The sequence below is a fragment of the Streptomyces sp. NPDC043876 genome (genome assembly GCF_056435825.1).
In genome coordinates this window covers 355,652-381,105 of record NZ_JBWKDV010000006.1, presented here as the reverse complement: position 1 = coordinate 381,105, position 25,454 = coordinate 355,652, and the positions used below count along the sequence as shown (strand labels likewise).

The window sequence follows — 25,454 nt, the reverse complement described above, 5'->3', positions numbered from 1 at the left end:
ACCACAGGAATGAGATTGATGAACTCCTGAGTGCGGGCAGTGCCCTGCTCGACGACAGTCATCAATGGACTCACCTCCTGTGACGTGCGGATCCGCACGCAGCGGCTCCGGTCCACTCGGCGTGAACGGCTTCACGGTAGCGCGCGCCCGCGCCCCCGCGCCAACCCTTTTTATTTCAACGCCCCGGGCGGGCAGCGAGACTTGCAGATGTCCGCGCGGCTAGTGCTTGCGCAGCCGGGAGGAGTAGTCCTCCGGCGGCAGGAACTTGGACCAGCGTTCGGGGAACTCGGACGGCATTCCCGCGTCCTCGTCGTCCTCCGACTCGCCCTCGGCCAGGGCCCGCCAGGCGGCCGCACGGGCGATCAGCTGGGCGGCCTCCGCCTCCCGCACCCGCTCGTTGGCCTCGCGGGCCGCCGCCGTCGCCACGGACGGCCAGACGCGGTCGATCGCCGCGTTGACGGCGGCCCCCACGAGGACGGCGAAGGCCGAGATGCCGATCCAGAGCAGGATGGCGACGGGCGCGGCCAGGGAGCCGTAGATCGTCGGTCCCTCGACCGTGTTCGTGAGGTAGATCCGCAGGAGGAAGGACCCGAGCACCCACATGGCCAGGGCGACCAGCGCCCCCGGCACGTCCTCGATCCACGGCGAGCGCACCGGTACGGACACGTGGTAGAGCGTGGTCAGGAAGACGATCGACAGCAGGGTGACGGTCGGCCAGTACAGCACCGCCACCACCTCCGTCCCCCAGGGCACCCACCGCACCACGGCGTCCGGGCCCGCCACGAGCAGCGGCAGCACGATCGAGCCGACCAGCAGTGCGACGACGTACAGCACGAAGGCCAGCAGCCGGGTCTTGACGATGCCGCGCTGGCCGTCGAGCCCGTACATGACGGTGATGGTGTCGACGAAGACGTTGACGGCGCGCGAGCCCGACCACAGGGCGAAGGCGAAGCCGAGCGAGATCAGGTCGGGGCGGGCCTGGCGGGTCACGTCGTCCAGCATGGGCCGCGCGATGTCGTTGACGCCCCGGTCGGAGAGCACGGTGCCGACCGCTCGCAGGATGTTCTCCTCGATGCTCTGGACCGAGGTGGTGCCGCTCCAGCCGTCCACGTAGCCGACCAGCCCGAGCAGGCCCAGGAACAGCGGCGGCAGCGAGAGCAGCGTGAAGAACGCCGCTTCGGCCGCGAGTCCCAGGATCCGGTACTCGATGCACGAATTGACCGTGTCCTTGAGCAGCAGCCAGGCCATCTTGCGCTTGGAGACGTTGCGGTAGAGGGCCCTGGCCCGGTGGAGCCGCCCCGGAGGCCGCTCGGGTGTTTCATTTGCTGGCTGCACCTCCTTACCGTATCGGCATGGCAGCCACCACCCACACAGTCAGCAACCAGGCACCACCCCTGGTCGGGCACGACGTCTACGGGGGCGACCGCGCCCTCACGGAGGGCGTGGAGCGGCACCTCGCCCCCGAACTCCGCAGGGAGGCAAGGGAAGAACTCACCGCGCTCGGGCTCGCCGCGGGCTCCGCGCAGGCCCAGGAATGGGGTGCCCAGGCGAACGAGAACCCACCGAAGCTCCGCACACACGACCGGTATGGGAACCGGATCGACGAAGTGGACTTTCACCCTTCCTGGCACCGGCTGCTCGACCGCGCGGTGAGCGCCGGGCTGACCGACGCCTGGGGGCGGGAGGCGGGCCACCTGCGACGCGCCGCCGGGTTCTTCGTCTGGTCGCAGGCCGAGTCGGGGCACGGCTGCCCGGTCTCCATGACGCACGCGGCGGTGCCCGCGCTGCGCGCGGACCCGGAGCTGGCCGCCGAGTGGGAGCCGCGGCTCACCTCGCACGTCTACGACCCGGGCCTGCGCCCGGCCGCGCAGAAGCCGGGCGTCCTCTTCGGCATGGGGATGACCGAGAAGCAGGGCGGCAGCGACGTGCGCGCCAACACCACGCGGGCGGTGGCGCTGGACGCGTCCGGCGAGTACCTGCTGACCGGGCACAAGTGGTTCTGCTCGGCCCCGATGTGCGACGGCTTCCTCGTCCTGGCGCAGGCACCGGGCGGGCTGACCTGCTTCCTGGTGCCGCGGGTGCTGGCGGACGGGACGCGGAACGTGTTCGCGATCCAGCGGCTGAAGGACAAGCTCGGCAACCGGTCGAACGCGTCGAGCGAGGTGGAGTTCGACGGGACCTGGGCCCGGCGGGTCGGCGAGGAGGGCCGGGGGGTGCGCACCATCATCGAGATGGTCGCCGCGACCCGGCTGGACTGCGTGATCGGGTCGGCCTCGCTGATCCGGCAGGCGCTGACGCAGGCCGTGCACCACGCGGAGCACCGCTCCGCTTTCGGAGCGAAGCTCTTCGACCAGCCGCTGATGCGCAACGTGCTGGCGGACCTGGCCGTGGAGTCGGAGGCGGCGACCGTGCTGACGCTGCGGCTGGCGGCGGCGTACGACGCGGGCACCGAGCAGGAGCGCGCCTTCCTGCGGATCGCCGTCCCCACCGCGAAGTACTGGGTGACCAAGCGCTGCACCCCGGCCGTCGCGGAGGCGCTGGAGTGCCTGGGCGGCAACGGGTACGTCGAGGAGTCCGGGCTGCCGCGGCTGCTGCGCGAGTCCCCGCTGAACTCGATCTGGGAGGGCTCGGGCAACGTGCAGGCGCTGGACGTGCTGCGGGCGCTCCAGCGCGAACCGCAGGCGCTGAACGCGTTCCTCCAGGAGGTCGGCCTCGCCCGGGGCGCGGACCACCGCCTCGACGCGGCGGTCAAGGACCTGCTGACCGAGCTGGCCGACCTGGAGGGGATCGAGGCGCGGGCCCGGCGCGTGGTGGAGCGGATGGCGCTGGTCCTGCAGGGCTCCCTGCTGGTGCGCTGGGCGCCGCCCGCGGTCGCCGACGCCTTCTGCGCCTCGCGCCTGGGCGGGGACTGGGGGGCCGCCTTCGGGACGCTGCCGCACAGCCTTGACCTGGGCGCGGTGGTCGAACGGGCGCGGATCACGGGCTAGGAGCGGTCCCCAAACCACTCCGAGCCGGATCCGGCCCGTCTCCGCAGCAGGGCGGCGCCGCGCCGACTCGGCACCACGCCTGCTCCGGGCAGCCCCGAGGAGGAGCCTTCACGCCGCCTGTCGGCGTGACGCACAGTTTCGGTCGGGCGACCGGCACTTGGCGAGGGTTGCGTACCGTTGCAACCTGTGGGTCCGCTGTGGGGCCAGTGGCGCGGGCGGCGGTGTGGTCCGTACGGCGCCGCGCCGGCCCGCGCGGCAGTCCACAACGCACGGTCCGGCTTCATTCAGGAGGATCCTGTGGCAACCACTGCAGGCGGCTCGGGTACCGCGGGGGGCGCGGTCGACGTGGCGCGGCTCGCCGCCATGGACGCGCGCGCCGCGGCCCGGCTGCTCAGGGGCGTCCGGGCGGCGGCGCTCGCCGGGGACCGGCCGCCCGCCGCGCCGCGCCCCGAGATCGCCGCCTCGTGGCGGCGGATGATGGAGGTCGGGGTGCACCCCGACCGGGACGCCCGCTCGCGGATGCTGTCGGCCGCCGAGACGGAGGAGCGGCGGCAGGTGTCGCCGCTGCGGACGCTGCTGCCGGTGCTGCGCGAGGGGCTGCTGCCCGCCCTGGACGAAGCGCTGCACATCATGGTGATCGCCGACGCGGACGGGCGGCTGCTGTGGCGGGAGGGCGCCGCCTCGATACTGCGCCGGGCGGACCGGCTGGGCTTCGGGGTGGGCGCGCACTGGGACGAGGCGGTGGTCGGCACCAACGGGGTCGGCACCGCCCTGGTCACGCGGCGGCCCGTCCAGGTGTTCTCGGCGGAGCACTTCGTCTCCAGTCACCACGACTGGACGTGCGCGGGCGCGCCCGTCCACGATCCGCGCGACGGGCAGCTGCTGGGCGTGATCGACGTCAGCGGGCCGCTCGCCACCATGCACCCGGCCACCTTGACCTGGGTGGCCTCGGTGGCGCGGCTGGCGGAGCGGGAGCTGCGGATCCGCCACCTGGAGTCCCTGGAGGGGCTGCGGGCGGTGGCGGCTCCGCTGCTGGCGCGGCTGCCGGGGCGGGCGCTGGCGGTGGACCCGCACGGCTGGACGGCCGCGGTCACCGGGCTGGCGCCGGTGGAGCGGGTGTCGCTGGCGAAGTCCTTCGGACCGGGGCGGCAGTGGGTTCCGCAGCTGGGCGACTGCGTGGTGGAGCCGCTGCCGGGCGGCTGGCTGCTGCGGGTCGCGGAGGCCCGTACGGGCGCGGCGGCGGGCCGGGTCGTACTGGACCTGAGCCGGCCGCGGGCCTGGTCGGCGACGGTGTACGGGGCGGCGGGCAGCTGGACCCAGGAGCTGAGCCCGCGCCACGCGGAGCTGCTGTTCCTGCTGGCGGACAGCCCGCGGGGGCGGTCGGCGGCGGAGCTGGCGCTGGAGCTGTTCGGGGACGCGACGCGGACGGTGACGGTGCGGGCCGAGATGTCGCGGGTACGGCGCCACCTGGCCGGGGTGCTGACGCACCGGCCGTACCGGTTCGCGGAGGACGTGGAGGTGGAGGTGGTCCGGCCGGAGCGGCCCGCCGACCTCCTGCCGCATTCCAGTGCCCCGGCGGTGGCCAGGGCGCGGCGGGCCGGGGATGTGATTCCCTGACCTGCATGAGCACCCTCACCCTCACCACCTGGTCCCTGGAGATGACCTCGCCGGACGACCTCGTACCGGCGGCCGTTCCAGGTTCCGAGATCACGATCTCGCGCGCGGAGGTCCCCTCGCCCGAGTTCAGCCGCTTCCTGTACGCGTCGGTGGGCGGTGACATCCACTGGACGGACCGGCTGTCGCTGACGCGGGCGCAGTGGGTGGAGCAGCTGGGGCGTCCGGGGGTGGAGACCTGGGTGGCCTACGACCGGGGGACGCCGGCGGGGTACGTGGAGTTCGACCCGCAGGACGACGGTGTGGTGGAGATCGTGTACTTCGGCCTGCTGCCGGACTTCCGGGGGCGGCGGATCGGCGGGCACCTGCTGTCGGTGGGGGTGGCCCGGGCGTGGGACCTGGCGGTCCGCTGGCCGGAGCGGGAGCCGACGAAGCGGGTGTGGCTGCACACGTGCAGCCAGGACGGGCCGACGGCCATGGACAACTACCTGCGGCGGGGGTTCCGCCTCTTCCGCACGGAAACCGAACCCAAGCCCGCCACTCCGACCCCGGGCCCCTGGCCGGGCGCCTGACCCCTGGCGGGGGTGCCTGACCCCTGGCGGGGTGCGCCCGTTCCCCCTGGCCCCGGGGCCCCGCATCCCCTGACGGGGGAGCGCCGGTCGACACCCCGGCCGCGGCCCGGCCTCCCCTTCGGGGGCGCCTCAAACGCCGGCGGGGCTGGGGTGGCCGGGGGCTCCCCACCGGCGAGGCTGGAGGTGGCCGGGGGCCTCCGCGGACGCCCGCCCGGACTGCCCTCCGGGGGCGCCTCAAACGCCGGCGGGGCTGGGGTGGCCGAGGGCTCCTACCGACGAGGCTGGGGGCGGCCGGGGGCTCCCGACCGACGAGGTTGGGATGGCCGGAGGCTCCCAGCGACGACGGTGGCCGGGTCCCGGTGATCGGCCTGAGCAGCCCCCGGTTGCAGCGCACCCTCCCAGCCCCGCCGGCGTTTGAGGCGCCGCCGGAGGCACCCCGGGGGGATTGGGGGCCGCAGACGGTTCGGCCCGGCCAGCCACCCCACCCCCGTGCCATGACCGGACCGCCACGGGCGGCAATCCAGCCCCGCCGGCGTTTGAGGCGCCGCCGGAGGCGCCACGGGGTTCGACCCGGCCAGCCACCCCCGTGCCGTGACCGGACCGCCACGGGCGGCAATCCAGCCTCGCCGGCGTTTGAGGCGCCGCCGGAGGCACCCTCGATCGGACTGCGGAGCCGCTCCGCCCCCGGACCCCCGGGCTCCTCGCGCCGCCGGGGCCCGGGGCGGTGTCCCCCGGCGCGGTCCGGCTCGGCCCCCGGGACGTGACCCGGGACACACGTCTCGGGATGCGGGACGCATTCGTCCGGATGCTGGACAGTAGTGGACTCCTCCAACAGGCCCATGCCACGCTTCCGCCATGAATGGAGCTGGAATTGCCTTGGTGAGTCGGCGGCACGTCGACCTCGGCCGCATGTCCAGCGCCATCTGTCCGGCGAGCTGACGGAACCAGCCCCGCCGCACCTCGTCGCCGCCGCCTCCGCGGACGCGCCGATTCCGCAAGCCCCCGCAGGCCGAGAACCGCCCCCGCCCACCGGCGAAGGGGGGCGCGATCCGCCGCACCTGTCCGCGCACCGACGCGCATCACCGCAGGTCGAAGCCGCGGGGCAACGCCGCTCCGCCCGCCCCTGCTTCGAGCCGCCACAGAAGGACGTACCGCCATGGCCGCCACCCCCGAAACGCCCGCAGCCGCCCCCGCAGCCGCGCGCCGCAAGCCCGGCCGCCACCGCGGCGAGGGCCAGTGGGCCGTCGGCCACCACACGCCCCTCAACGGCAACGAGCAGTTCAAGAAGGACGACGACGGTCTCAACGTGCGGACGCGCATCGAGACGATCTACTCCAAGCGCGGCTTCGACTCGATCGACCCCAACGACCTGCGCGGCCGGATGCGCTGGTGGGGCCTCTACACCCAGCGCAAGCCCGGGATCGACGGCGGCAAGACCGCGATCCTGGAGCCCGAGGAGCTGGACGACGAGTACTTCATGCTCCGCGTCCGCATCGACGGCGGCCGCCTGACGACCGAGCAGCTGCGCGTGATCGGCGAGGTCTCGCAGGAGTTCGCCCGCGGCACCGCCGACCTCACCGACCGGCAGAACGTGCAGTACCACTGGATCCGCATCGAGGACGTCCCGGAGATCTGGCGCCGCCTGGAGGCGGTCGGCCTGTCGACCACCGAGGCCTGCGGTGACTGCCCCCGCGTCATCCTCGGCTCGCCGGTCGCCGGCATCGCCAAGGACGAGATCATCGACGGCACCCCCGCCATCGAGGAGATCTACCGCCGGATCGTGGGCAACAAGGACTTCTCCAACCTGCCCCGCAAGTTCAAGTCGGCCGTCTCCGGCTCGCCGCTGCTCGACGTGGCGCACGAGATCAACGACGTCGCCTTCGTCGGCGTGAACCACCCCGAGCACGGCCCCGGCTTCGACGTCTGGGTCGGCGGCGGCCTCTCCACCAACCCCAAGCTCGGTGTGCGCCTGGGTACCTGGGTCTCGCTGGAAGAGGTCCCGGACGTCTACGAGGGCGTCATCTCGATCTTCCGCGACTACGGCTACCGCCGCCTGCGCACCCGCGCCCGGCTGAAGTTCCTCGTCGCCGACTGGGGCCCGGCCAAGTTCCGCCAGGTGCTGGAGGACGAGTACCTGCAGCGCAAGCTGACCGACGGCCCCGCCCCCGAGCAGCCCACCGGCCAGTGGCGCGACCACGTCGGCGTGCACCAGCAGCAGGACGGCCGCTTCTACGTCGGCTTCGCCCCCCGGGTCGGCCGCGTGGACGGCGCCACCCTGACGAAGATCGCGGACGTGGCCGAGCGCCACGGTTCCGGCCGGCTGCGCACCACCGCCGAGCAGAAGATGGTCGTGCTGGACATCGAGGCGGACCAGGTGGACTCCCTCGTCGCCGCGCTGGAGGCGCTGGACCTTCGGGTCAAGCCGTCCCCGTTCCGCCGCGGCACGATGGCCTGCACCGGCATCGAGTTCTGCAAGCTGGCCATCGTCGAGACGAAGGCGCGCGGCGCCTCGCTGATCGACGAACTGGAGCGCCGTCTGCCGGACTTCGCCGAGCCGCTCACCATCAACATCAACGGCTGCCCCAACGCCTGCGCCCGTATCCAGGTGGCGGACATCGGTCTCAAGGGCCAGCTGGTCCTGGACGACGACGGCAACCAGGTCGAGGGCTACCAGGTGCACCTCGGCGGCGCGCTGGGCCTGGAGGCCGGTTTCGGCCGCAAGGTCCGCGGCCTCAAGGTCACCGCGACCGGTCTGCCCGACTACGTCGAGCGGGTCGTCACGCGCTTCGAGGAGCAGCGCGAGGACGGCGAGCGCTTCGCGTCCTGGGTCGCGCGCGCAGACGAGAAGAGCCTGGCATGAGCGAGCGCGCCGCCCCGTTCCACTGCCCGTACTGCGGCGACGAGGACCTGTTCCCGAACGAACAGGGCCACGGCGCCTGGGAATGCCGGTCCTGCAACCGGGCCTTCCAGTTGAAGTACCTCGGGCTGCTGTCCCGCGGACTTCGCACCGGTAGTGGTGGAAGGGAAGAGATATGACGACGGTTCAGGACGCACGCACCGCCGAACTGCGCGAGCTGGCCGAGCGGGCCGGCCGCGACCTGGAGGACGCCTCCGCGCTGGACATCCTGCGCTGGGCGGCCGACACCTTCGGCCCGCGGTTCGCCGTGACCTCCTCGATGGAGGACGCGGTGGTCGCCCACCTCGCCTCCCGGGCCCGCCCCGGCGTGGACGTGGTCTTCCTCGACACGGGCTACCACTTCGAGGAGACCATCGGCACCCGGGACGCGGTCGAGGCCGTGATGGACGTCAGGGTCATCACGCTGACGCCGCGCCAGAGCGTCGCCGAGCAGGACGCCGAGTACGGTCCGAGGCTGCACGACCGGGACCCGGACCTGTGCTGCGCGCTGCGCAAGGTCAAGCCGCTGGAAGAGGGCCTGACGGCGTACGACGCGTGGGCGACCGGGCTGCGCCGCGACGAGTCCCCGACCCGGGCGAACACGCCCGTCGTCGGCTGGGACGAGAAGCGGCGGAAGGTCAAGGTCTCCCCCATCGCCCGCTGGACCCAGGACGACGTGGACGCCTACGTCGCCGAGCACGGCGTACTGACCAACCCGCTGCTGACGGACGGCTACGCCTCCGTCGGCTGCGCCCCCTGCACCCGCCGCGTGGCGGCGGGCGAGGACGCGCGGGCCGGCCGCTGGGCCGGGCGCGGCAAGACCGAATGCGGACTGCACGGCTGATGACCGAGTCCGCGAACCGTACGGAACCGACGGAGAACGAGCAGATGAGCGTGAGCGACCAGGGCGCCACCGTGTGGCTGACCGGGCTGCCGAGCGCGGGCAAGACCACCATCGCCCGCGCGCTGGCCGAGCGGCTGCGCGGCGAGGGCCACCGGGTGGAGGTGCTCGACGGGGACGAGATCCGCGAGTTCCTCTCCGCCGGGCTGGGCTTCACCCGCGAGGACCGGCACACCAACGTGCAGCGGATCGGCTTCGTCGCCGAACTGCTCGCGCGCAACGGCGTGAAGGCGCTGGTCCCGGTCATCGCGCCGTTCGCGGACAGCCGGGAGGCGGTGCGGAAGCGGCACGCCGCCGAGGGGACGACGTACCTGGAGGTCCACGTGGCCACCCCGGTCGAGGTCTGCTCGGAGCGCGACGTGAAGGGCCTGTACGCCAAGCAGGCGGCGGGCGAGATCTCCGGTCTGACCGGGGTGGACGACCCGTACGAGGCCCCGGACTCACCGGACCTGCGGATCGAGTCGCACACCCAGTCGGTGCAGGAGTCCGCGGCGGCACTGTTCGCGCTGCTCAACGAGAGGGGTCTGGCATGACCACCACGGTCGCCCACGTCCACGCCGAGGCGGACGCGCCCTACGCGCTGTCCCACCTGGACGCCCTCGAGTCCGAGGCCGTGCACATCTTCCGCGAGGTGGCGGGCGAGTTCGAGAAGCCGGTGATCCTGTTCTCCGGCGGCAAGGACTCCATCGTCATGCTGCACCTGGCGCTCAAGGCGTTCGCCCCCGCGCCGGTCCCCTTCACGCTGCTGCACGTCGACACGGGCCACAACTTCCCCGAGGTGCTGGAGTACCGCGACCGCACGGTGGCCGAGCACGGACTGCGCCTGCACGTGGCGTCCGTACAGGAGTACATCGACGCCGGGAAGCTGCGCGAGCGCCCCGACGGCACACGCAACCCGCTCCAGACCGTCCCGCTCACCGAGGCGATCCAGCGGCTGCGCTTCGACGCGGTGTTCGGCGGCGGCCGGCGCGACGAGGAGAAGGCCCGCGCCAAGGAACGGGTGTTCTCGCTGCGGGACGAGTTCTCCCAGTGGGACCCGCGCCGTCAGCGCCCCGAGCTGTGGAACCTGTACAACGGCCGGCACGCGGCGGGCGAGCACGTGCGCGTCTTCCCGCTCTCCAACTGGACCGAGCTGGACGTGTGGCAGTACATCGCCCGCGAGGGCATCGAGCTGCCGCAGATCTACTTCGCCCACGAGCGGGAGGTCTTCCAGCGGCACGGCATGTGGCTGACCGCCGGCGACTGGGGCGGCGCGAAGGAGGGCGAGGCGACGGAGACGCGCCTGGTCCGCTACCGCACCGTCGGTGACATGTCCTGCACCGGCGCCGTCGACTCCGACGCCACCACGCTGGACGCCGTGATCGCCGAGATCGCCGCCTCCCGGCTCACCGAGCGGGGCGCCACCCGCGCCGACGACAAGATGTCCGAGGCCGCGATGGAAGACCGCAAGCGCGAAGGGTACTTCTAGACATGACCGCCACCACCGAGCAGTTCGCCGACCTGGGCGATCCGTCCGCGACGACCCTGCTGCGCTTCGCGACCGCCGGATCCGTCGACGACGGCAAGTCCACCCTGGTCGGACGCCTCCTGCACGACTCCAAGTCGATCCTGACCGACCAGCTGGAGGCCGTCGAGGCGGCGTCCGCGCGGCGCGGCCAGGACACCCCCGACCTGGCGCTGCTCACCGACGGCCTGCGGGCCGAGCGCGAGCAGGGCATCACCATCGACGTCGCCTACCGGTACTTCGCCACGGCCCGGCGCCGGTTCATCCTCGCCGACACCCCCGGGCACGTGCAGTACACCCGGAACATGGTCACCGGCGCCTCCACGGCCGACCTGGCCGTGGTGCTGGTCGACGCCCGCAACGGCGTGATCGAGCAGACCCGCCGGCACGCGGCGGTCGCCGCGCTGCTGCGGGTGCCGCACGTGGTCCTGGCCGTCAACAAGATGGACCTGGTGGGCTACGCGGAGAAGGTCTTCGCGGCGATCGCCGAGGAGTTCACCGCCTACGCCTCCGGCCTCGGCGTCCCGGAGATCACCGCGATCCCGATCTCCGCGCTGGCCGGGGACAACGTCGTGGAGCCCTCCGCGAACATGGACTGGTACGGCGGCCCGACGGTGCTGGAGCACCTGGAGACCGTCCCGGTCAGCCACGACCTCACCGCCTGCCCGGCCCGCTTCCCGGTGCAGTACGTGATCCGCCCGCAGAGCGCCGAGCACCCCGACTACCGCGGCTACGCGGGCCAGATCGCCTCCGGCGTGCTGCGCGTCGGCGAGGCCGTCACCGTCCTGCCGTCGGGGCGCACGAGCACCATCGAGGGGATCGACGCGCTCGGCGAGAGCGTCGACATCGCCTGGGCCCCGCAGTCGGTGACGCTGCGGCTGAGCGACGACATCGACATCTCGCGCGGCGACCTGATCGCGCCGTCCGCGAGCGCCCCGGCCACCACGCAGGACGTCGAGGCGACGGTCTGCCACGTCGCCGACCAGCCGCTGGCCGTGGGCGCCCGGGTGCTGCTCAAGCACACCACGCGCACGGTCAAGGCGATCGTCAAGGAGATCCCCTCGCGGCTGACCCTGGACGACCTCTCCCAGCACCCGGAGCCCGGGCAGCTGGTGGCCAACGACATCGGCCGCGTGGTCGTGCGGACCGCCGAGCCGCTCGCGCTCGACGCCTACGCCGCCTCGCGCCGTACCGGGTCCTTCCTGCTGATCGACCCGGCCGACGGCACCACCCTGGCGGCGGGCATGGCGGGGGCGGCCTTCGCCGCCCGGGCCGAGCCCGCCGACGAGGCCCCCCAGGATGACGAAGGGTGGGACTTCTGAGCATGACCACCGACATGTACTCGACCTTCGCGAAAGAGGGCGGCCGCGTGGGCAGCGGCGTCCTCGGCAGCGGGCAGGGCGGGGTGGCGCGATGTGCGCGATGACGTACGCGCACCGCTTGCGCGCCCACACCCCCCACGCGCTCCACGAGCCGTACCCGCCCCCGCTCCGTAGACGAAGACGTGCGTCGTGAGATCACGACGCAACGAGAGGAACACCTCCCGTGCCTGCCATCCGCACCACCCGCACCGCGCCCTCCCGTAACGGCCTGCGCCGCGGCGCCGTCGCCGCCGCCGCACTGCCCCTGCTGATCGGGGCGCTCGCCTCCTGCGGCTACGGCTCCGAGGCCGCGAAGGACGAGCCCGCCGCCGACCGGGCCAAGGCCGCCCCCGCCGGCGCCGAGAAGCTGTCGGCCTCCGAGGTCCGCATCGGCTACTTCCCCAACCTGACGCACGCCACCGCGCTCGTCGGCATCCAGGAGGGCCTGATCGCCAAGGAGCTCGGCGGCACCGCGATCAAGCCGCAGACCTTCAACGCGGGCCCCTCCGAGATCGAAGCCCTCAACGGCGGCTCCCTCGACATCGGGTTCATCGGCCCCTCGCCGTCCATCAACGGCTACGTGAAGTCCAAGGGTTCCAACCTGCGGATCATCTCCGGCTCGGCCTCCGGCGGCGTGAAGCTGGTCGTGAACCCGGACAAGATCAAGACCCTGGACGATCTCAAGGGCAAGAAGATCGCCACCCCGCAGAAGGGGAACACGCAGGACGTCGCGTTCCTCAACTGGATCTCGGAGAAGGGCTGGAAGGTCGACCCGGAGTCCGGCAAGGGCGATGTCTCCGTCGTCCGTACGGACAACAAGGTCACTCCCGACGCCTTCAAGCAGGGCTCGATCGACGGCGCCTGGGTGCCGGAGCCGACGGCCTCCAAGCTCGTCTCCGACGGTGGCTCCGTGCTCCTGGACGAGACCTCCCTGTGGCCCGACAAGAAGTTCGTGATCACGAACGTCATCGTGTCGCAGAAGTTCCTCAAGGAGCACGCGGACGTGGTCGAGGCCGTGCTGCGCGGCACCGTCAAGACGAACGAGTGGATCAACGCCAACCCGGACAAGGCGAAGGCGTCCGCGAACGCGGCGCTGAAGACCCTCAGCGGCAAGGAGCTCGACGCCAAGGTCATCGACCCGGCGTGGCCGAGCATCCTGGTCACCGACGACCCGCTGGCGGCCACGCTGAAGACGGAGTCCGACTGGGCGGTCAAGGCCAAGCTCATCGAGCAGCCCGACCTGAACGGCATCTACGACCTGTCGCTCCTGAACAAGGTGCTCAAGGCGGCCGGCAAGCCCGCGGTCTCCGACGCCGGTCTCGGCGCCAAGTAATCCGTCAGCGCAGTTGATCCCCAGGAGGTGACGACCATGGCCACCACACTCGCCAAGGCTGCCGAGGACACGGCGGCGACGGCGTCCGCGACGCACGCCGCGCGGATCGAGCACGTCTCCAAGTCCTTCTCCGGCCCGGCCGGTTCGCAGCTCGTCCTGGACGACATCAGCCTCGATGTCGCGCCCGGCGAGTTCGTCACCATCCTGGGGGCCTCGGGGTGCGGCAAGTCCACCCTGCTCAACCTGGTCGCGGGGCTGGACGCGCCGTCCGCGGGGTCCATCGAGACCCCCGGCGGCCGGCCCGCCCTGATGTTCCAGGAGCACGCCCTCTTCCCGTGGCTGACCGCGGGCAAGAACATCGAACTCGCCCTGCGGCTGCGCGGGGTGGCCAAGGCCGAGCGCCGTCCGGAGGCCGAGCGGCTGCTGGAGCTGGTCCGCCTCGGCGGCGCCTACGGCAAGCGCGTCCACGAGCTGTCGGGCGGCATGCGCCAGCGCGTGGCGCTCGCCCGGGCGCTGGCCCAGGACAGCAGGCTGCTGCTGATGGACGAGCCGTTCGCGGCACTGGACGCCATCACGCGTGACGTGCTGCACGGCGAACTGACCCGCATCTGGGCCGAGACGAACCTCTCCGTCCTCTTCGTGACGCACAACGTCCGCGAGGCCGTCCGGCTCGCGCAGCGCGTGGTCCTGCTCTCCTCGCGGCCCGGCCGCGTCGCCAAGGAGTGGACGGTCGGCATCCCGCAGCCGCGCCGCATCGAGGACCCGGACGTCGCGGAGCTGTCCGTCGAGATCACTGAACACCTGCGTGGGGAGATCCGCCGCCATGGCCAGCACTGAGATCACCGAAACGGCCGCGGCCAAGGCCCCGAGCGACGACCTGGCCGGCCTGGAGGCCGGACTGGACGCGCTCGACGCGGTCCAGACCCACCGCACGCCACTGCGCGAGGTCCTCGTCAAGAAGGTCCTGCCGCCGGTCATCGCCGTCGGCCTGGTCCTCGCCGTGTGGCAGGTGCTGGTCTCCGCGCACGTCGCCGACCAGACCAAGCTGCCCTCGCCGTCCGCGGTCTGGGACGGCCTGTCCGCGATGTGGCTCAAGGGCACCCTGCTGGAGGTCGTCTGGACCAGCGTGTCGCGCGGTCTGCTCGGCTTCCTGCTGGCCCTGGCCATCGGCACCCCGCTCGGCCTGCTGGTCGCCCGGGTGAAGTTCGTCCGCGCCGCGATCGGCCCGATCCTCCAGGGCCTGCAGTCCCTGCCGTCGGTGGCGTGGGTGCCGCCGGCCGTCATCTGGCTCGGCCTGAACGACTCCATGATGTACGCGGTCATCCTGCTCGGCGCGGTCCCCTCGATCGCCAACGGCCTCGTCGCGGGCCACGACCAGATCCCGCCGCTGTTCCTGCGGGCCGGGCGCACGCTGGGCGCCACCGGCGTCAGGGGAACCTGGCACGTGGTCATGCCGGCGGCGCTGCCCGGCTACCTCGCGGGCCTCAAGCAGGGCTGGGCCTTCTCCTGGCGCTCGCTGATGGCCGCCGAGATCATCGCCTCGTCGCCCGATCTGGGCCTGGGCCTGGGGCAGTTGCTGGAGAACGGCCGCAACAACATCGACATGCCCGGGGTGTTCCTCGCGATCATCCTGATCCTGCTCGTGGGCATCGCCATCGACCTGCTCATCTTCAGTCCGCTGGAGCGCCGGGTGCTGCGCACCCGCGGTCTGCTGGTCAAGAGCTGACACCGCCATGAGTCCCGTTCTGCTGGTCATCGCCCACGGCAGCCGCGACCCGCGGCACGCGGCGACCGTGCACGCCCTCACCGGGCGGGTGCGGGCGCTGCGGCCCGGGCTGCGGGTGGAGACGGCGTTCCTCGACTTCAACGCCCCGGCCGTACCGCAGGTCCTGGCGGCCCTGTACGCGGACGGGGTGCGGGACGTCGTCGCCCTGCCCCTGCTGCTGACCCGCGCCTTCCACGCGAAGGCGGACGTCCCGGCGGCGCTGGAGCGCTCCCGGGCCGCGCTGCCCGGGCTGTCCGTGCGGGTGGCCGACGTGCTCGGCCCCTCGCCCCTGCTGACCGGCGCCCTGGAGCGCCGGCTCGCGGAGGCCGGCCTGCGTCCGGCCGACCGTTCCACCACCGGCGTGGTGCTCGCGTCCGCCGGTTCCTCCGACCCGGAGGCGATCGCGGTGATCGCTGACATCGCGCGGGAGTGGCGGCACACCGGCTGGTGCGCCGTGCGGCCCGCGTTCGCCTCCGCGGCACTGCCCCGTACGGAGGACGCCGTACGGGCGCTGCGCGCCGAGGGCGTCCACCGGGTGGTGGTGGCGCCGTACGTCCTGGCCCCCGGGCGGCTGCCGGACCGGATCGCGGCGGGCGCCGCGGCGGCCGGGGCCGACCTGGTGGCCGAGGTGCTCGGCGCCGCCCCCGAGGTGGCCCGGCTGCTGCTGCGCCGCTACGACGCGGCGGCGCTGAGCCCGGCCCGCGTGCCCGCGCTGACCGCCTGAGCCGCGCCGCGCGCGAAGGCGATGATCTCCGGGGCCGCCCCGGCGAGCGTGCTGAAGTGCCGGTGCGCGCCGTCCGCCGCGTCAGCGGTGTTGACCCCCCACACGGTCGTCCCGGCGGCCAGGCCCGCACGCACCCCCGACGGCGCGTCCTCGATCACCAGGCAGTCCCGCGGGTCCGCGCCGAGCAGTTCGGCGGCCCGCAGGTAGGGCGCCGGCGAGGGCTTGCCCTCGGTCACCGCCGCGGCGCCTGGACGCTCGTCACCTCGAACTGCGCGCACCGGGTGCGGGGCCGCTTCGGGCGGGTGCGCAGCGCGACCCGGTACGCCCCGGCCGGGTCCGGCCCGTACCGACGCGCCCAAGTGGCCGACACCCGGCGCTGGTTGTCGAGGCAGTCGTCAGGGTGCCGTCTACGTCAAACAGGACGTACCGGCTCACGCGCGGGCCTGCGCTTCGTCGGCGAGGGCGGTGAGGTCCCCGATGGTCATGGAGCCCGGGGGCAGGCCCTCGCGGGCGAAGATGTTGGCCGCGCGCCGCAGGACGTCGTTGACGGGGGTCGCGATCCCGTGCAGCCGGCCCAGCAGGGAGATCTCCCCGTTGAGGTAGTCCGCCTCGATGCTGCCCGTGCCGCGGCGCAGGCTCTGCCAGGACGAGCCGCCGCGCACTCCGGGCGGCTGGGCCGCCTTGCCGTCGCGCGCCGCCGCTTCCTCGGCGGGCGAGGCGTACGCGATCCCGGCGGCGGCGAAGACGGCCTTCGCCTCGCGGACCGCCCGCACCAGCAGGGCCCCCTTGGCGGGATCCGGTTCGGGGCCGGTGGTGGCCTGGACGGCGTTGCCGAGGTTGCCCAGCAGCTTCGCGTACTTCCAGCGCATCACGTCCTCGGTGACCACCGTCGCGAACCCGGCCCCCGCCAGGTCGGCGCCGATCCGCCGGGCGCGCGCGTCCACCCCGCCCGCGGCCCGGCCCAGGTGCAGGATCCCGGTGTGCGGGCTGCCGAGGGCCGAGACCGCGCCGGGTTCCAGGAAGGTGGCGGGCAGCCAGACGCACAGGCCGTAGACCCGGTCGAAGCGGCGCAGCGCGAGGCGCTCGCTCTCCACCCCGTTCTGCGCGCAGACCAGGGCGAGGCGCTGGGCGGCGGTGCCGCCGCCGGTCACCTCCGCGTCGCCCCACGCGTCGAGCGCGGCGATCGCGTCCTGGGTCTTGACGGCCAGCAGGAGGACGTCGTCGGGGCGCAGCTCGCCGAGTTCCTGCGGTCCGGTGACCACGGGCAGCCGGTGCACGCGGGCGCCGTCGGCGGTGGTGAGCCGCAGGCCGTCCGCGCGCAGGGCGTCCGCGTGCGGGCCGCGCGCGACGAGGACGACCTCGCCGCCCGCCTCCGCGAGCCGCCCGCCGATGGTGGCGCCGATCGCGCCCGCGCCGATGATGATGTAACGCATGGGACGAGCCTGGCACATCGCGGGCCCTGCGTTACGGTCGGGGCATGGTGGACACGGTGTTCAGTCTGGGCGGGGACCTGCCGGTGCGGCGCCTCGGCTTCGGTACGGGCGGCCTGGTCGGCCCCGGGTACTGGGGACCGCGCGGGGACCGCGGGGCGGCGCGGGAGCTGCTGCGCGCGGCGGTGGCGGGCGGCGTCCGCCTCGTCGACACCGCCGACAACTACGGCCCCGAGCTGGCCGAGGAGCTGATCGCGGAAGCGCTGTACCCGTACGACGGCGACCTGGTGATCGCCACCAAGGGCGGGGTGGTGCGCACCGGTCCGGACGCGTGGCACGTGGCGGGCCGGCCGGAGCAGCTGCGGGCGGCCTGCGAGGCGAGTCTGCGGCGGCTGCGGGTGGACCGGATCGACCTGTACCAGCTGCACCGCTTCGATCCGGCCCTGCCGGAGGCCGAACAGCTGGGCGTGCTGGCCCAGTTGCGGGCCGAGGGCAAGATCCGGCACATCGGTCTGGACAGCGTGGGCGCCGACCAGCTGGCACTGGCCCTGGAGTGCGAGCCGGTGGCCGCCGTCCAGAACGCCTTCCACCTGCTGGACCGTTCGGCCGCGCCCGTCCTCGCCCTGTGCGAGGCCGAGGGGATCGCCTTCCTCCCCTATTACCCGCTCGGCAGCGGGGCGCTGACCCGCGACGGGTCGGCCGCGCTGGCGGCGGTGGCCGCCGCGCACGGCGCCGGGCCGGGCCAGATCGCCCTGGCCTGGCTGCTGCACCACTCCCCGGTGCTGTGCCCGACGCCGGGGACCGGTTCGCCCGTCCACCTGGCGGAGAACCTGGCCGCGGCCTCGATCGCGCTGTCCCCGGCGGAACGGGCGCTGCTGGATGCCCTCGTGCCCTAGCTTTCCTCCTGGGTGAGTTCGACGAGCTTGGTGACCGTGTTCCAGTTGCGGCTGGTGGCGTCGAGGCCCTTGAGCAGGGCCGGGCGGGCCAGGACCTCGCCCAGCTTGGAGCGGCCGAGGCCCTCGGGGGCGTAGAGGTAGACGACCCGGTCTCCGAGGCGGAACTCCTCGGGGAGGAAGGCCTGCGCGTCGAGGGCGGCGAAGCGTTCCTCGTCGGGCTGTCCGGACAGGAAGGTGACGTGCAGCTGCCTGCCCTCCAGCGTGTCGGCCGGGAAGGGGCAGGCGGCGACCACGGCCCGCAGGTGGGCGCCGTCGACCACGAGGCAGGGGACGCGGAAGCCGAAGTGTTCCTCGATCGCCGCCTCCAGCTCCCGGGCGAGGGCGGCCGGGTCGGCGTCGGCGCGCGCGGTGGTGAAGACGGCGTTGCCGCTCTGGAGGTGGGTCCGGACCCCGGTGTGGCCGAGCCCGGCCAGGACCTGGCGCAGCTCGGCCATCGGGACCTTCTTGTGCCCGCCGACATTGATGCCGCGCAGCAGGGCGGCGTACGTCCGTGTGGTCATCCCCGAACGATAGGGGCGCCCACCGACAGCGCCCCCGAGGCGGCCCTCCCGCCCGTCGGGGCGGCGCGCGGCGGGATGCGAGACTTGGCCGTTCACGACGGCGCGGGACCGGATCGCAGCGGGACCGGAACGGAAGAGGGCGGCGGGGCGGCATGGACGAGGCACGGGCCAGGGACGTACTGACGGCGGCGGGCCTCGGCCGCGGGGCCGGGCTGCTCGCCCTGGGGGAGAACGCGGTGTTCGCGGACGGCCCCCTGGTGGTGAAGGTCGGCCGCCCCGATCCGGCGCTCGTGGCCCGCGCGGAGCGGGAGCTCCAGGTGGCGGCCTGGCTGGCCGGAGCCGGCATCGCGGCGGTACGCGCGGCCGAACCGGCGCCCCGGCTGGTCGACGGCCATCCGGTGACCCTGTGGCACCGGCTGCCGGACGCGGTCCGGCCGGCGGGCCCGGCCGATCTGGCCGCGCTGCTGCGCCGGGTGCACGCCCTGCCCGCGCCGCCCTTCGACCTGGCGCCCCGGGACCTGCTGGGCGGCGTCGAGCGCTGGCTGCGGCTGGCCGGGGACGCGATCGACCCCGAGGACGCGGCGTTCCTGCGGGAGCGGCGCGACGGCTACGCGGCCCAGGTCGCCGCCCTCACCCCACACCTGCCGCCGGGCCCGGTCCACGGCGACGCGCTGCCCCGCAACGTGCACGTGGGACCGGACGGACCGGTCCTGGTCGACCTGGAGACCTTCGCCCTGGACCTGCGGGAGCACGACCTGGTGGTGATGGCCCTCTCCCGCGACCGCTACGGCCTGCCCGAGGAGTCCTACGACGCCTTCGTGACGGCGTACGGGTGGGACGTGCGCGCGTGGGACGGCTGCGCGGTGCTGCGCGGGGCCCGGGAGACGGCGAGCTGCGCCTGGGTCTCCCAGCACGCCCCGGCCAACCCGAAGGCGCTGGCGGAATTCCGCCGCCGGGTCGCCTCGCTGCGCGACGGAGCCCCCGAGGTCCGCTGGCACCCGTTCTGACCGGGACCGGAACCGGGGCCGCACGCCTCACGGCACCCGCACCCGCACCCGCACCCGCCCATCCCACGGGCCGTCACCCCGCGGCCGGGAGCAGCCCCCGCAGCGGCCACGCCGCGTCGATCACCGCGTCCGGGGTGCCCTCGCGGCGCAGGTAGGCCTCGAAGTCCCGGGCCCAGCGCGCGTGCCAGGTGCCCTGACGGGTGTGCAGCTCGGCCGGGGCGAGAGCGGCCACCTCGGGGTGGCGGACCGCTATCGCCCGGGCCACCTGAACCGCCGCCAGCGCGTCGGCGCCCGCGTCGTGCGCGTCCTCCAGGGTGACCCCGTACACCCCGCACACCGCCTCCAGGGTCCGCTTCCCGCGCCGGTAGCGGTCCACCGCCCGGTCGATGGTCAGCGGGTCCACCACCGGCCCGGTCTCCGGTCCGCCCAGGCGCTCGGCCAGCGAGGGCAGTCCGTAGCGGGCGAGTTCGGCCGAGAGCATGGTCAGGTCGAAGGCCGCGTTGTAGGCGACGACCACCGCCCCCCGCTCCCAGTGCTCCACCAGCGCCGCCGCGACCTCGTCCGCGACCTCCCGCGCGGGCCGGCCCTCGCGGACCGCCCGCTCGGTGCTGATCCCGTGGATCGCCGAGGCCTCCTCGGGGATCGGTATCCCCGGGTCCGCGAGCCAGCCGCGCCGCTCGCGCACCGCCCCGCCCCGCACCTCGATCAGCGCGGCCGTCACGATCCGCGAAGCCCCCGGCTGCGTGCCGGTCGTCTCCAGGTCGAACCCGATCAGCACACCGCCGTGCCAGTCCCCCATGCCGTGCTCCCCCTCCACCCCGTGCCCCTCCCCCGTACACATCCGGTCAACGGCTTTCAGCCTGCCACGGGGCACTGACAGCCGGGCCTCCGGGGTTGAACCGGGTCACGACAACGGGGTCACGACACCGGCCGGGAGTCCTCCCACACCGATTCGAATTCCTCCCGGTACGTGGTGAAAAGCCCGTGGTCCGCCTCGCGCGCCGCACCGCGGCCGCCGCCGCCGCGCAGCACCAGGACCGGGGCCTCCATGCCCCGCGCCCGGCGCAGGTAGGACTGGACGACGGCGATGCCCGAGCCCTCGCCCTCCACCAGGTAGGCGGTGAAGCGCGGGGTCTCGTCGAAGACGTGGATCTCGAAGCGGGAGGGGTCCCGCAGGCCCGCCCGGACGCGCCGCACGTGGAGGATGTTCATCTCCACCGAGCGGCTCAGCTCCCCCTTGCGCAGCCCCAGCTCGCGCTCGCGCCGTTTGACGGCGCTGCTCGCCGGATTGAGGAACAGCAGCCGCACCCGGCACCCGGCCTCGGTGAGCCGGACCAGCCTTCGCCCCGAATAGTTCTGGACCAGCAGGTTCAGGCCTATCCCGATGGCGTCGAGGCGGCGGGCGCCGCCGAAGAGGTCCTCGGCGGGCAGCTGGCGCTGGAGCCGCACCCGGTCGGGGTGGACGGAGATGACGTCCGCGTACCGGTCGCCCACCAGGTCCTCGACGGCGTCGATCGGCAGCCGGTCGGCCGAGGGGCTGCCCGATCCGCCGCCGAGGACGTCGAGCAGCCGCGCCGAGGCCCGTTCGGCCTGTTCGAGCACCGGCCGGGACAGCGCCCGGTTGCGGGAGACCACGTTGCGCGTGACCTCCAGCTCGTCCAGGGCCTGCTCGATCTCGCGCCGGTCGTCGAAGTACGGCTCGAAGCAGGGCCAGTGCTGGACCATCAGCTCGCGCAGCTGCGGGAGGGTGAGGAAGCTCAGCACGTTGTCGTCGGCCGAGTCGAGCAGGTAGCCCTTGCGGCGGCTGACCTCGCGGACGGCCACCGCCCGCTGCACCCACTCCTGCCCGGCGGGCCCGGCGGCCGCGACCACCCAGTCGTCCTGGCCGTGCACGGGCTCGTAGATGGGGCGGAGCACCGCGCCGACCACGGCCCGCAGCCGTTGTTCGATCAGATTGAGCCAGATGTACGCACGGCCCGCCCGCTGGGCCCGGGTGCGGACCTCGCTCCACGCGTCCGCGCCCCAGTCCAGCTCGGCCCCGGTCCGGGCACTCCCCGCACTTCCGGTCTCCGCCGGACCCGCCAGGGAGACCGCCCCGGCCATGGCGCCGGGTACACCTCCCGGGGCGTCCGCCGGACCGCCCTCGTGACCGCCGTCACCAGGGGGCAGCTCCAGACCTCCCGAGCTCACCCGCGCACCGCCTCCCGCTTCTGGGATCGCCCGCCTCCAACGATCAAGGAAGGGTATCCCGCGCGCACGGCCCGGTGCAGCCGGATGGCCCGTACACCGGACCCCCGTTGACCCATTATCCGATGCCCACATGGTCCGCTGACCCGCCTATCGGCTCTACGGCGTCACCCGGTAGGAGCATGGCAAGTCCCCGCGTAGCTCCGCTCTTTCGGGGAAGATCTGGGAGACGTAGTCCGACGCCGGATCAGATTGGAAGAGTCGCATCTATGCAGGTCTGGCCAGGACAGGCGTATCCCCTGGGTGCCACCTATGACGGGGCGGGCACCAACTTCGCGGTCTACTCCGAGGCCGCACGGCGCATCGAGCTGTGCCTTCTGCACGACGACGGCTCGGAGACGGCCGTCGAACTGCGCGAGACGGACGCCTTCGTCCGGCACGCCTACCTGCCCGGGGTGATGCCCGGGCAGCGCTACGGCTTCCGGGTGCACGGCCCCTACGAGCCGGAGCGCGGGCACCGCTGCAATCCGGCCAAGCTGCTGCTGGACCCGTACGCGCGGGCCATCAGCGGCTCGGTCGACTGGGGCGAACAGGTGTACGGCTACCACTTCGGGCGGCCCGATTCGCGCAACGACCTGGACTCCGCGCCGCGCACGATGACCTCGGTCGTGGTGAACCCGTACTTCGACTGGGCGAACGACCGGCCGCCGCGCACCGAGTACCACCACACGGTGCTGTACGAGGCCCACGTCAAGGGGCTGACCATGCGTCACCCCGATCTGCCGGAGGAGCTGCGCGGCACCTACGCCGCCCTCGCGCACCCGGCGGTCATCGGGCACCTCACCAAGCTCGGGGTGACGGCGCTGGAGCTGATGCCGGTGCACCAGTCGGTCAACGACCACCGGCTCTTCAACGACGGCCTCAGCAACTACTGGGGCTACAACACCATCGGGTTCTTCGCCCCGCACAACGGCTACGCCTCCGGGGACCGGGGCCAGCAGGTGCTGGAGTTCAAGTCGGCGGTCCGTGCCCTGCACGAGGCGGGCATCGAGGTGATCCTCGACGTGGTCTACAACCACACCGCCGAGGGCAACCACCTGGGCCCGACCCTCTCCTTCCGGGGCCTGGACAACGCGTCCTACTACCGCCTCTCGGACGACCCCCGCTACTACACGGACACCACCGGCACCGGGAACTCGCTGCTCATGCGGTCCCCGCACGTCCTCCAGCTGATCATGGACTCGCTGCGCTACTGGGTCACCGAGATGCACGTGGACGGCTTCCGCTTCGACCTGGCGGCGACCCTGGCCCGCCAGTTCCACGAGGTGGACCGGCTCTCGTCCTTCTTCGACCTGGTCCAGCAGGATCCGGTGGTCAGCCAGGTGAAGCTGATCGCCGAGCCGTGGGACCTGGGCGAGGGCGGCTACCAGGTGGGCAACTTCCCGCCGCTGTGGACCGAGTGGAACGGCAAGTACCGCGACACCGTACGAGACCTGTGGCGCGGCCAGCCGCGCACCCTGGCCGAGTTCGCGGGGCGGCTCACCGGCTCCTCCGACCTCTACCAGGACGACGGGCGGCGCCCGCTCGCCTCGATCAACTTCGCCACCTGCCACGACGGCTTCACCCTGCACGACCTGGTCTCCTACAACGAGAAGCACAACGAGGCGAACCGCGAGGGAAACCGGGACGGCGAGAGCCACAACCGGTCCTGGAACTGCGGGGTCGAGGGGCCCACCGAGGATCCCGAGGTGCTGGAGCTGCGCGCCCGCCAGATGCGCAACTTCGTGGCCACGCTGATGCTCTCGCAGGGCGTGCCGATGCTGAGCCACGGCGACGAGTTCGCCCGCAGCCAGGGCGGCAACAACAACGCCTACTGCCAGGACAACGAGCTGGCGTGGGTGAGCTGGCCGGAACCGGGCAAGCCGGCGCCCGGAATGCTGGAGTTCACCCGCCAGATGGTGTGGCTGCGGCGCGACCACCCGGTGTTCCGGCGGCGCCGGTTCTTCCACGGCCGGCCGGTCGAGGGCACCGACGACGAGCTGTCGGACATCGCGTGGTTCACCCCGCACGGCGAGCCGATGCGGGCGCGCGACTGGCAGGCGCAGCACGCCAAGGCGCTGACCGTGTTCCTCAACGGCGAGGCGATCTCCGAGCCGGGCCCCCGGGGCGAGCGGATCACCGACGACTCGTTCCTGCTGATGTTCAACGCGGGCGCGGAGCCGCAGGACTTCACGCTCCCGGCCGGGCACGGCGCGCGCTGGCGGCTGGTGGTCGACACGGCGCGGGCGGACGTACTGCCACCCGGCACCGGGCCGCAGTACGCGGCCGGGGACCGGGTGGCCCTGACGGGACGGAGCCTGGTGGTGCTTCAGCGCCCGGCGTAGGACCCGCGGGGGCCCGCGGGCACGGCGGCCGCCGGGGCGGCCGCCGCGGCCGGGTGGCTGCGGGCGGACGGCACCCGCGCGAAGAGGGCGAGGGCCAGGCACAGCGCGGCCGCTCCCACGGCGACCGCGAAGGCCCCGGCCGGCCCGTGCGCCTCGGCGAGGCGCCCGCAGACGGCCAGGGCGAGGGCCTGTCCGGCGACCAGGGAGCTGGCAGCGAAGGCCATCGACTCGGCGAGCCGGCCGGGCGCCACCGCGCGCTCGGTGAGCGCGAAGGCGGTGATCAGGTGGGGCGCGTAGGCCGCGCCGAGGACGGTGACGACGGCGTACAGGCCTCCCAGCGTGTCGGTCACCAGGAGCGGGGCGGACAGCGCGAGGGCGGCGGCGGTGGCCACCCGCCAGCGCAGCCGCAGCCCGAAGCGGGCGGGCAGGGCGCCCATCCCGAGGCCGACGGCCGCGCTGACCACGCCCATCGCCGCGTACACGATCCCGGCCTGCCCGGGGACGCCGAGGCGGTCGGTGAGCGAGGCGATGCCCGCCTGGCAGGCGCCGAACATGGCCCCCTGGAGGGCGAGCGAGCCGCGGACCGCGTGCACGATGCCCGGGTGGCGGGGACGGCGGGCCGTCGCGGCCCGGGCGGGCCGGGGCGATCCGGCCGTGGCGGCGGCGGTCGGGTGCAGGGCGTAGGCGCTGCCGAAGCCGACGACGAGGACGGCGGCGCCCGCCAGGGCCACGGCCGGGTGCGCGCCGAGGACGGCGAGCCCGACGAGGGCGGGCCCGAAGACGAACGACACCTCGTCCAGGGTTCCTTCGAGGGAGTGGACGGCTCCGAGCACCTCCTCGTCGGCCCCGGCGCGGCGCGCGAGGGCCACGGAGCGGGTCCGGGCCAGCGGTCCGATCAGCGGGATGGAGGCCCCGGTGACGGCTCCGATCGCGGCGAGCGGGACCGTACCGAGGCCGGCGAGGGCGCCGGCGACCAGGGCGCCGGTGGCGAGGGCGTTGACGGCCGCGGCGGCCAGGACGACGGGCCGCTGGCCGCGGCGGTCGGCGAGGCGGCCGAGCAGCGGGCCGCACACGACCTGCCCCGCGGAGAGCGAGCCGCCGACGATGCCCGCGGCGGCGAGGGAGCCGCTGGTCTGGACGACCAGCAGGACGCTCCCGAACTGGGACATCGCGACGGGGAGCCGGGCGAAGAAGGAGAGGATCGGCAGGAGGGGCCCGGTGAGGGCGATGACTTTTCGATAGGTGTCGACGGTTCCACGCACCCGAGGAACGTTAACCGGGCGCAGTCACCCGGATGCATTGGGTCATGGCACGGAATCCGGCAGGCTGGGTA

General features: G+C 73.6%; 24 protein-coding genes. 17 read left to right on the top strand and 7 right to left on the bottom strand.

All coding sequences use genetic code 11. The features are described 5' to 3' along the window. Positions 1 to 219 precede the first annotated feature (219 nt). A complete protein-coding gene (locus AC0693_RS21220) occupies positions 220 to 1,335 on the bottom strand; it encodes a YihY/virulence factor BrkB family protein (RefSeq protein ID WP_356405550.1) in 1,116 nt (371 codons plus the stop codon). A gap of 17 nt (positions 1,336 to 1,352) precedes the next feature. On the opposite strand from AC0693_RS21220, the gene AC0693_RS21215 reads away from it, so the two are divergent. From AC0693_RS21215 to AC0693_RS21150, 14 genes are all read left to right on the top strand, one after another. Then, positions 1,353 to 2,987 carry an acyl-CoA dehydrogenase family protein gene (locus AC0693_RS21215; protein ID WP_356405549.1) on the top strand — a complete coding sequence of 545 codons (1,635 nt, stop codon included), beginning with the start codon at positions 1,353 to 1,355 and terminating at the stop codon, positions 2,985 to 2,987. A gap of 363 nt (positions 2,988 to 3,350) precedes the next feature. Then, positions 3,351 to 4,604 carry a GAF domain-containing protein gene (locus AC0693_RS21210; RefSeq protein ID WP_469316685.1) on the top strand — a complete coding sequence of 418 codons (1,254 nt, stop codon included), beginning with the start codon at positions 3,351 to 3,353 and terminating at the stop codon, positions 4,602 to 4,604. A 5-nt stretch (positions 4,605 to 4,609) separates the two neighbouring features. Further along, positions 4,610 to 5,173 (top strand): GNAT family N-acetyltransferase, encoded by a 564-nt coding sequence (locus tag AC0693_RS21205; protein ID WP_468464764.1) that lies wholly within the window; start codon positions 4,610 to 4,612, stop codon positions 5,171 to 5,173. Between the two features lie 855 nt (positions 5,174 to 6,028). Beyond that, the gene (locus AC0693_RS21200) at positions 6,029 to 6,112 is read left to right on the top strand and encodes a putative leader peptide (RefSeq protein ID WP_309550570.1); all 84 of its coding nucleotides are present in this window, start codon (positions 6,029 to 6,031) and stop codon (positions 6,110 to 6,112) included. A 217-nt stretch (positions 6,113 to 6,329) separates the two neighbouring features. Next, positions 6,330 to 8,033, top strand: coding sequence for a nitrite/sulfite reductase (locus AC0693_RS21195; protein ID WP_478742820.1), 1,704 nt, complete (start codon positions 6,330 to 6,332; stop codon positions 8,031 to 8,033). Further along, positions 8,030 to 8,209 carry a hypothetical protein gene (locus tag AC0693_RS21190; protein WP_478802542.1) on the top strand — a complete coding sequence of 60 codons (180 nt, stop codon included), beginning with the start codon at positions 8,030 to 8,032 and terminating at the stop codon, positions 8,207 to 8,209. Before AC0693_RS21195 ends, AC0693_RS21190 begins: the two co-directional genes overlap by 4 nt. Further along, complete coding sequence (locus tag AC0693_RS21185) at positions 8,206 to 8,913, top strand: phosphoadenylyl-sulfate reductase (protein WP_469316538.1); 708 nt, start codon at positions 8,206 to 8,208, stop codon at positions 8,911 to 8,913. The genes AC0693_RS21190 and AC0693_RS21185 overlap by 4 nt, the downstream gene beginning before the upstream one ends. 44 nt (positions 8,914 to 8,957) lie before the next feature. After that, entirely contained in the window at positions 8,958 to 9,503 is a 546-nt protein-coding gene (gene cysC / locus AC0693_RS21180) for an adenylyl-sulfate kinase (protein WP_356405654.1), read from the top strand. Beyond that, entirely contained in the window at positions 9,500 to 10,438 is a 939-nt protein-coding gene (gene cysD / locus AC0693_RS21175; protein WP_469316539.1) for a sulfate adenylyltransferase subunit CysD, read from the top strand. Before cysC ends, cysD begins: the two co-directional genes overlap by 4 nt. Before the next feature lie 2 nt (positions 10,439 to 10,440). Beyond that, the gene (locus tag AC0693_RS21170) at positions 10,441 to 11,796 is read left to right on the top strand and encodes a sulfate adenylyltransferase subunit 1 (RefSeq protein WP_469334079.1); all 1,356 of its coding nucleotides are present in this window, start codon (positions 10,441 to 10,443) and stop codon (positions 11,794 to 11,796) included. A gap of 223 nt (positions 11,797 to 12,019) precedes the next feature. After that, a complete protein-coding gene (locus tag AC0693_RS21165; protein WP_478802541.1) occupies positions 12,020 to 13,168 on the top strand; it encodes an aliphatic sulfonate ABC transporter substrate-binding protein in 1,149 nt (382 codons plus the stop codon). Positions 13,169 to 13,204: 36 nt separating this feature from the next. Then, the gene (locus AC0693_RS21160; RefSeq protein ID WP_356405534.1) at positions 13,205 to 14,005 is read left to right on the top strand and encodes an ABC transporter ATP-binding protein; all 801 of its coding nucleotides are present in this window, start codon (positions 13,205 to 13,207) and stop codon (positions 14,003 to 14,005) included. Further along, on the top strand, positions 13,992 to 14,894 hold the full coding sequence (locus tag AC0693_RS21155; RefSeq protein ID WP_469316543.1) for an ABC transporter permease: 903 nt from the start codon (positions 13,992 to 13,994) through the stop codon (positions 14,892 to 14,894). Before AC0693_RS21160 ends, AC0693_RS21155 begins: the two co-directional genes overlap by 14 nt. A 7-nt stretch (positions 14,895 to 14,901) precedes the next feature. Continuing rightward, positions 14,902 to 15,657, top strand: a complete 756-nt coding sequence (locus AC0693_RS21150) for a sirohydrochlorin chelatase (RefSeq protein WP_356405530.1) — start codon at positions 14,902 to 14,904, stop codon at positions 15,655 to 15,657. On the opposite strand, the gene AC0693_RS21145 is transcribed toward AC0693_RS21150, so the two are convergent. Beyond that, the gene (locus AC0693_RS21145; RefSeq protein WP_478802540.1) at positions 15,606 to 15,893 is read right to left on the bottom strand and encodes an HAD family hydrolase; all 288 of its coding nucleotides are present in this window, start codon (positions 15,891 to 15,893) and stop codon (positions 15,606 to 15,608) included. The genes AC0693_RS21150 and AC0693_RS21145 overlap by 52 nt on opposite strands. A gap of 195 nt (positions 15,894 to 16,088) precedes the next feature. Then, positions 16,089 to 17,090 carry a ketopantoate reductase family protein gene (locus AC0693_RS21140; RefSeq protein ID WP_478802539.1) on the bottom strand — a complete coding sequence of 334 codons (1,002 nt, stop codon included), beginning with the start codon at positions 17,088 to 17,090 and terminating at the stop codon, positions 16,089 to 16,091. A gap of 44 nt (positions 17,091 to 17,134) precedes the next feature. Between AC0693_RS21140 and AC0693_RS21135 the strand changes: the two genes are divergently transcribed. Continuing rightward, positions 17,135 to 17,983, top strand: coding sequence for an aldo/keto reductase (locus tag AC0693_RS21135; protein WP_478802538.1), 849 nt, complete (start codon positions 17,135 to 17,137; stop codon positions 17,981 to 17,983). Here the strand turns inward: AC0693_RS21135 and AC0693_RS21130 are convergent. Then, positions 17,980 to 18,543 (bottom strand): DUF1697 domain-containing protein, encoded by a 564-nt coding sequence (locus tag AC0693_RS21130; RefSeq protein WP_478742826.1) that lies wholly within the window; start codon positions 18,541 to 18,543, stop codon positions 17,980 to 17,982. The two genes, AC0693_RS21135 and AC0693_RS21130, sit on opposite strands and share 4 nt — an antisense overlap. A gap of 152 nt (positions 18,544 to 18,695) precedes the next feature. On the opposite strand from AC0693_RS21130, the gene AC0693_RS21125 reads away from it, so the two are divergent. Then, on the top strand, positions 18,696 to 19,550 hold the full coding sequence (locus AC0693_RS21125; RefSeq protein WP_478742828.1) for a phosphotransferase enzyme family protein: 855 nt from the start codon (positions 18,696 to 18,698) through the stop codon (positions 19,548 to 19,550). A gap of 73 nt (positions 19,551 to 19,623) precedes the next feature. Here the strand turns inward: AC0693_RS21125 and AC0693_RS21120 are convergent, their stop codons facing one another. Both AC0693_RS21120 and AC0693_RS21115 read right to left on the bottom strand, forming a co-directional pair. Next, positions 19,624 to 20,349, bottom strand: a complete 726-nt coding sequence (locus AC0693_RS21120; RefSeq protein ID WP_478802537.1) for an exonuclease domain-containing protein — start codon at positions 20,347 to 20,349, stop codon at positions 19,624 to 19,626. Positions 20,350 to 20,468: 119 nt separating this feature from the next. Then, positions 20,469 to 21,740: an SAV2148 family HEPN domain-containing protein gene (locus AC0693_RS21115; protein WP_469316550.1), complete on the bottom strand. Its 1,272-nt coding sequence runs from the start codon at positions 21,738 to 21,740 to the stop codon at positions 20,469 to 20,471. A gap of 266 nt (positions 21,741 to 22,006) precedes the next feature. Between AC0693_RS21115 and glgX the strand changes: the two genes are divergently transcribed. Then, positions 22,007 to 24,121, top strand: a complete 2,115-nt coding sequence (gene glgX, locus AC0693_RS21110; protein ID WP_478802536.1) for a glycogen debranching protein GlgX — start codon at positions 22,007 to 22,009, stop codon at positions 24,119 to 24,121. On the opposite strand, the gene AC0693_RS21105 is transcribed toward glgX, so the two are convergent. After that, the gene (locus AC0693_RS21105) at positions 24,106 to 25,383 is read right to left on the bottom strand and encodes an MFS transporter (protein WP_478802535.1); all 1,278 of its coding nucleotides are present in this window, start codon (positions 25,381 to 25,383) and stop codon (positions 24,106 to 24,108) included. The two genes, glgX and AC0693_RS21105, sit on opposite strands and share 16 nt — an antisense overlap. Between the last annotated feature and the right edge of the window lie 71 nt (positions 25,384 to 25,454).

Coding starts and splice junctions, on each gene's coding strand:
- AC0693_RS21140 (WP_478802539.1), bottom strand. CDS start 17,090: ATGCGTTACATCATCATCGGCGCGGGCGCGATCGGCGCCACCATCGGC.
- AC0693_RS21125 (WP_478742828.1), top strand. CDS start 18,696: ATGGACGAGGCACGGGCCAGGGACGTACTGACGGCGGCGGGCCTCGGC.
- AC0693_RS21215 (WP_356405549.1), top strand. CDS start 1,353: ATGGCAGCCACCACCCACACAGTCAGCAACCAGGCACCACCCCTGGTC.
- AC0693_RS21150 (WP_356405530.1), top strand. CDS start 14,902: ATGAGTCCCGTTCTGCTGGTCATCGCCCACGGCAGCCGCGACCCGCGG.
- AC0693_RS21190 (WP_478802542.1), top strand. CDS start 8,030: ATGAGCGAGCGCGCCGCCCCGTTCCACTGCCCGTACTGCGGCGACGAG.
- AC0693_RS21200 (WP_309550570.1), top strand. CDS start 6,029: ATGAATGGAGCTGGAATTGCCTTGGTGAGTCGGCGGCACGTCGACCTC.
- AC0693_RS21160 (WP_356405534.1), top strand. CDS start 13,205: ATGGCCACCACACTCGCCAAGGCTGCCGAGGACACGGCGGCGACGGCG.
- AC0693_RS21135 (WP_478802538.1), top strand. CDS start 17,135: ATGGTGGACACGGTGTTCAGTCTGGGCGGGGACCTGCCGGTGCGGCGC.
- AC0693_RS21170 (WP_469334079.1), top strand. CDS start 10,441: ATGACCGCCACCACCGAGCAGTTCGCCGACCTGGGCGATCCGTCCGCG.
- AC0693_RS21195 (WP_478742820.1), top strand. CDS start 6,330: ATGGCCGCCACCCCCGAAACGCCCGCAGCCGCCCCCGCAGCCGCGCGC.
- AC0693_RS21155 (WP_469316543.1), top strand. CDS start 13,992: ATGGCCAGCACTGAGATCACCGAAACGGCCGCGGCCAAGGCCCCGAGC.
- AC0693_RS21205 (WP_468464764.1), top strand. CDS start 4,610: ATGAGCACCCTCACCCTCACCACCTGGTCCCTGGAGATGACCTCGCCG.
- glgX (WP_478802536.1), top strand. CDS start 22,007: ATGCAGGTCTGGCCAGGACAGGCGTATCCCCTGGGTGCCACCTATGAC.
- AC0693_RS21130 (WP_478742826.1), bottom strand. CDS start 18,543: ATGACCACACGGACGTACGCCGCCCTGCTGCGCGGCATCAATGTCGGC.
- cysC (WP_356405654.1), top strand. CDS start 8,958: ATGAGCGTGAGCGACCAGGGCGCCACCGTGTGGCTGACCGGGCTGCCG.
- AC0693_RS21120 (WP_478802537.1), bottom strand. CDS start 20,349: ATGGGGGACTGGCACGGCGGTGTGCTGATCGGGTTCGACCTGGAGACG.
- AC0693_RS21210 (WP_469316685.1), top strand. CDS start 3,351: ATGGACGCGCGCGCCGCGGCCCGGCTGCTCAGGGGCGTCCGGGCGGCG.
- cysD (WP_469316539.1), top strand. CDS start 9,500: ATGACCACCACGGTCGCCCACGTCCACGCCGAGGCGGACGCGCCCTAC.
- AC0693_RS21185 (WP_469316538.1), top strand. CDS start 8,206: ATGACGACGGTTCAGGACGCACGCACCGCCGAACTGCGCGAGCTGGCC.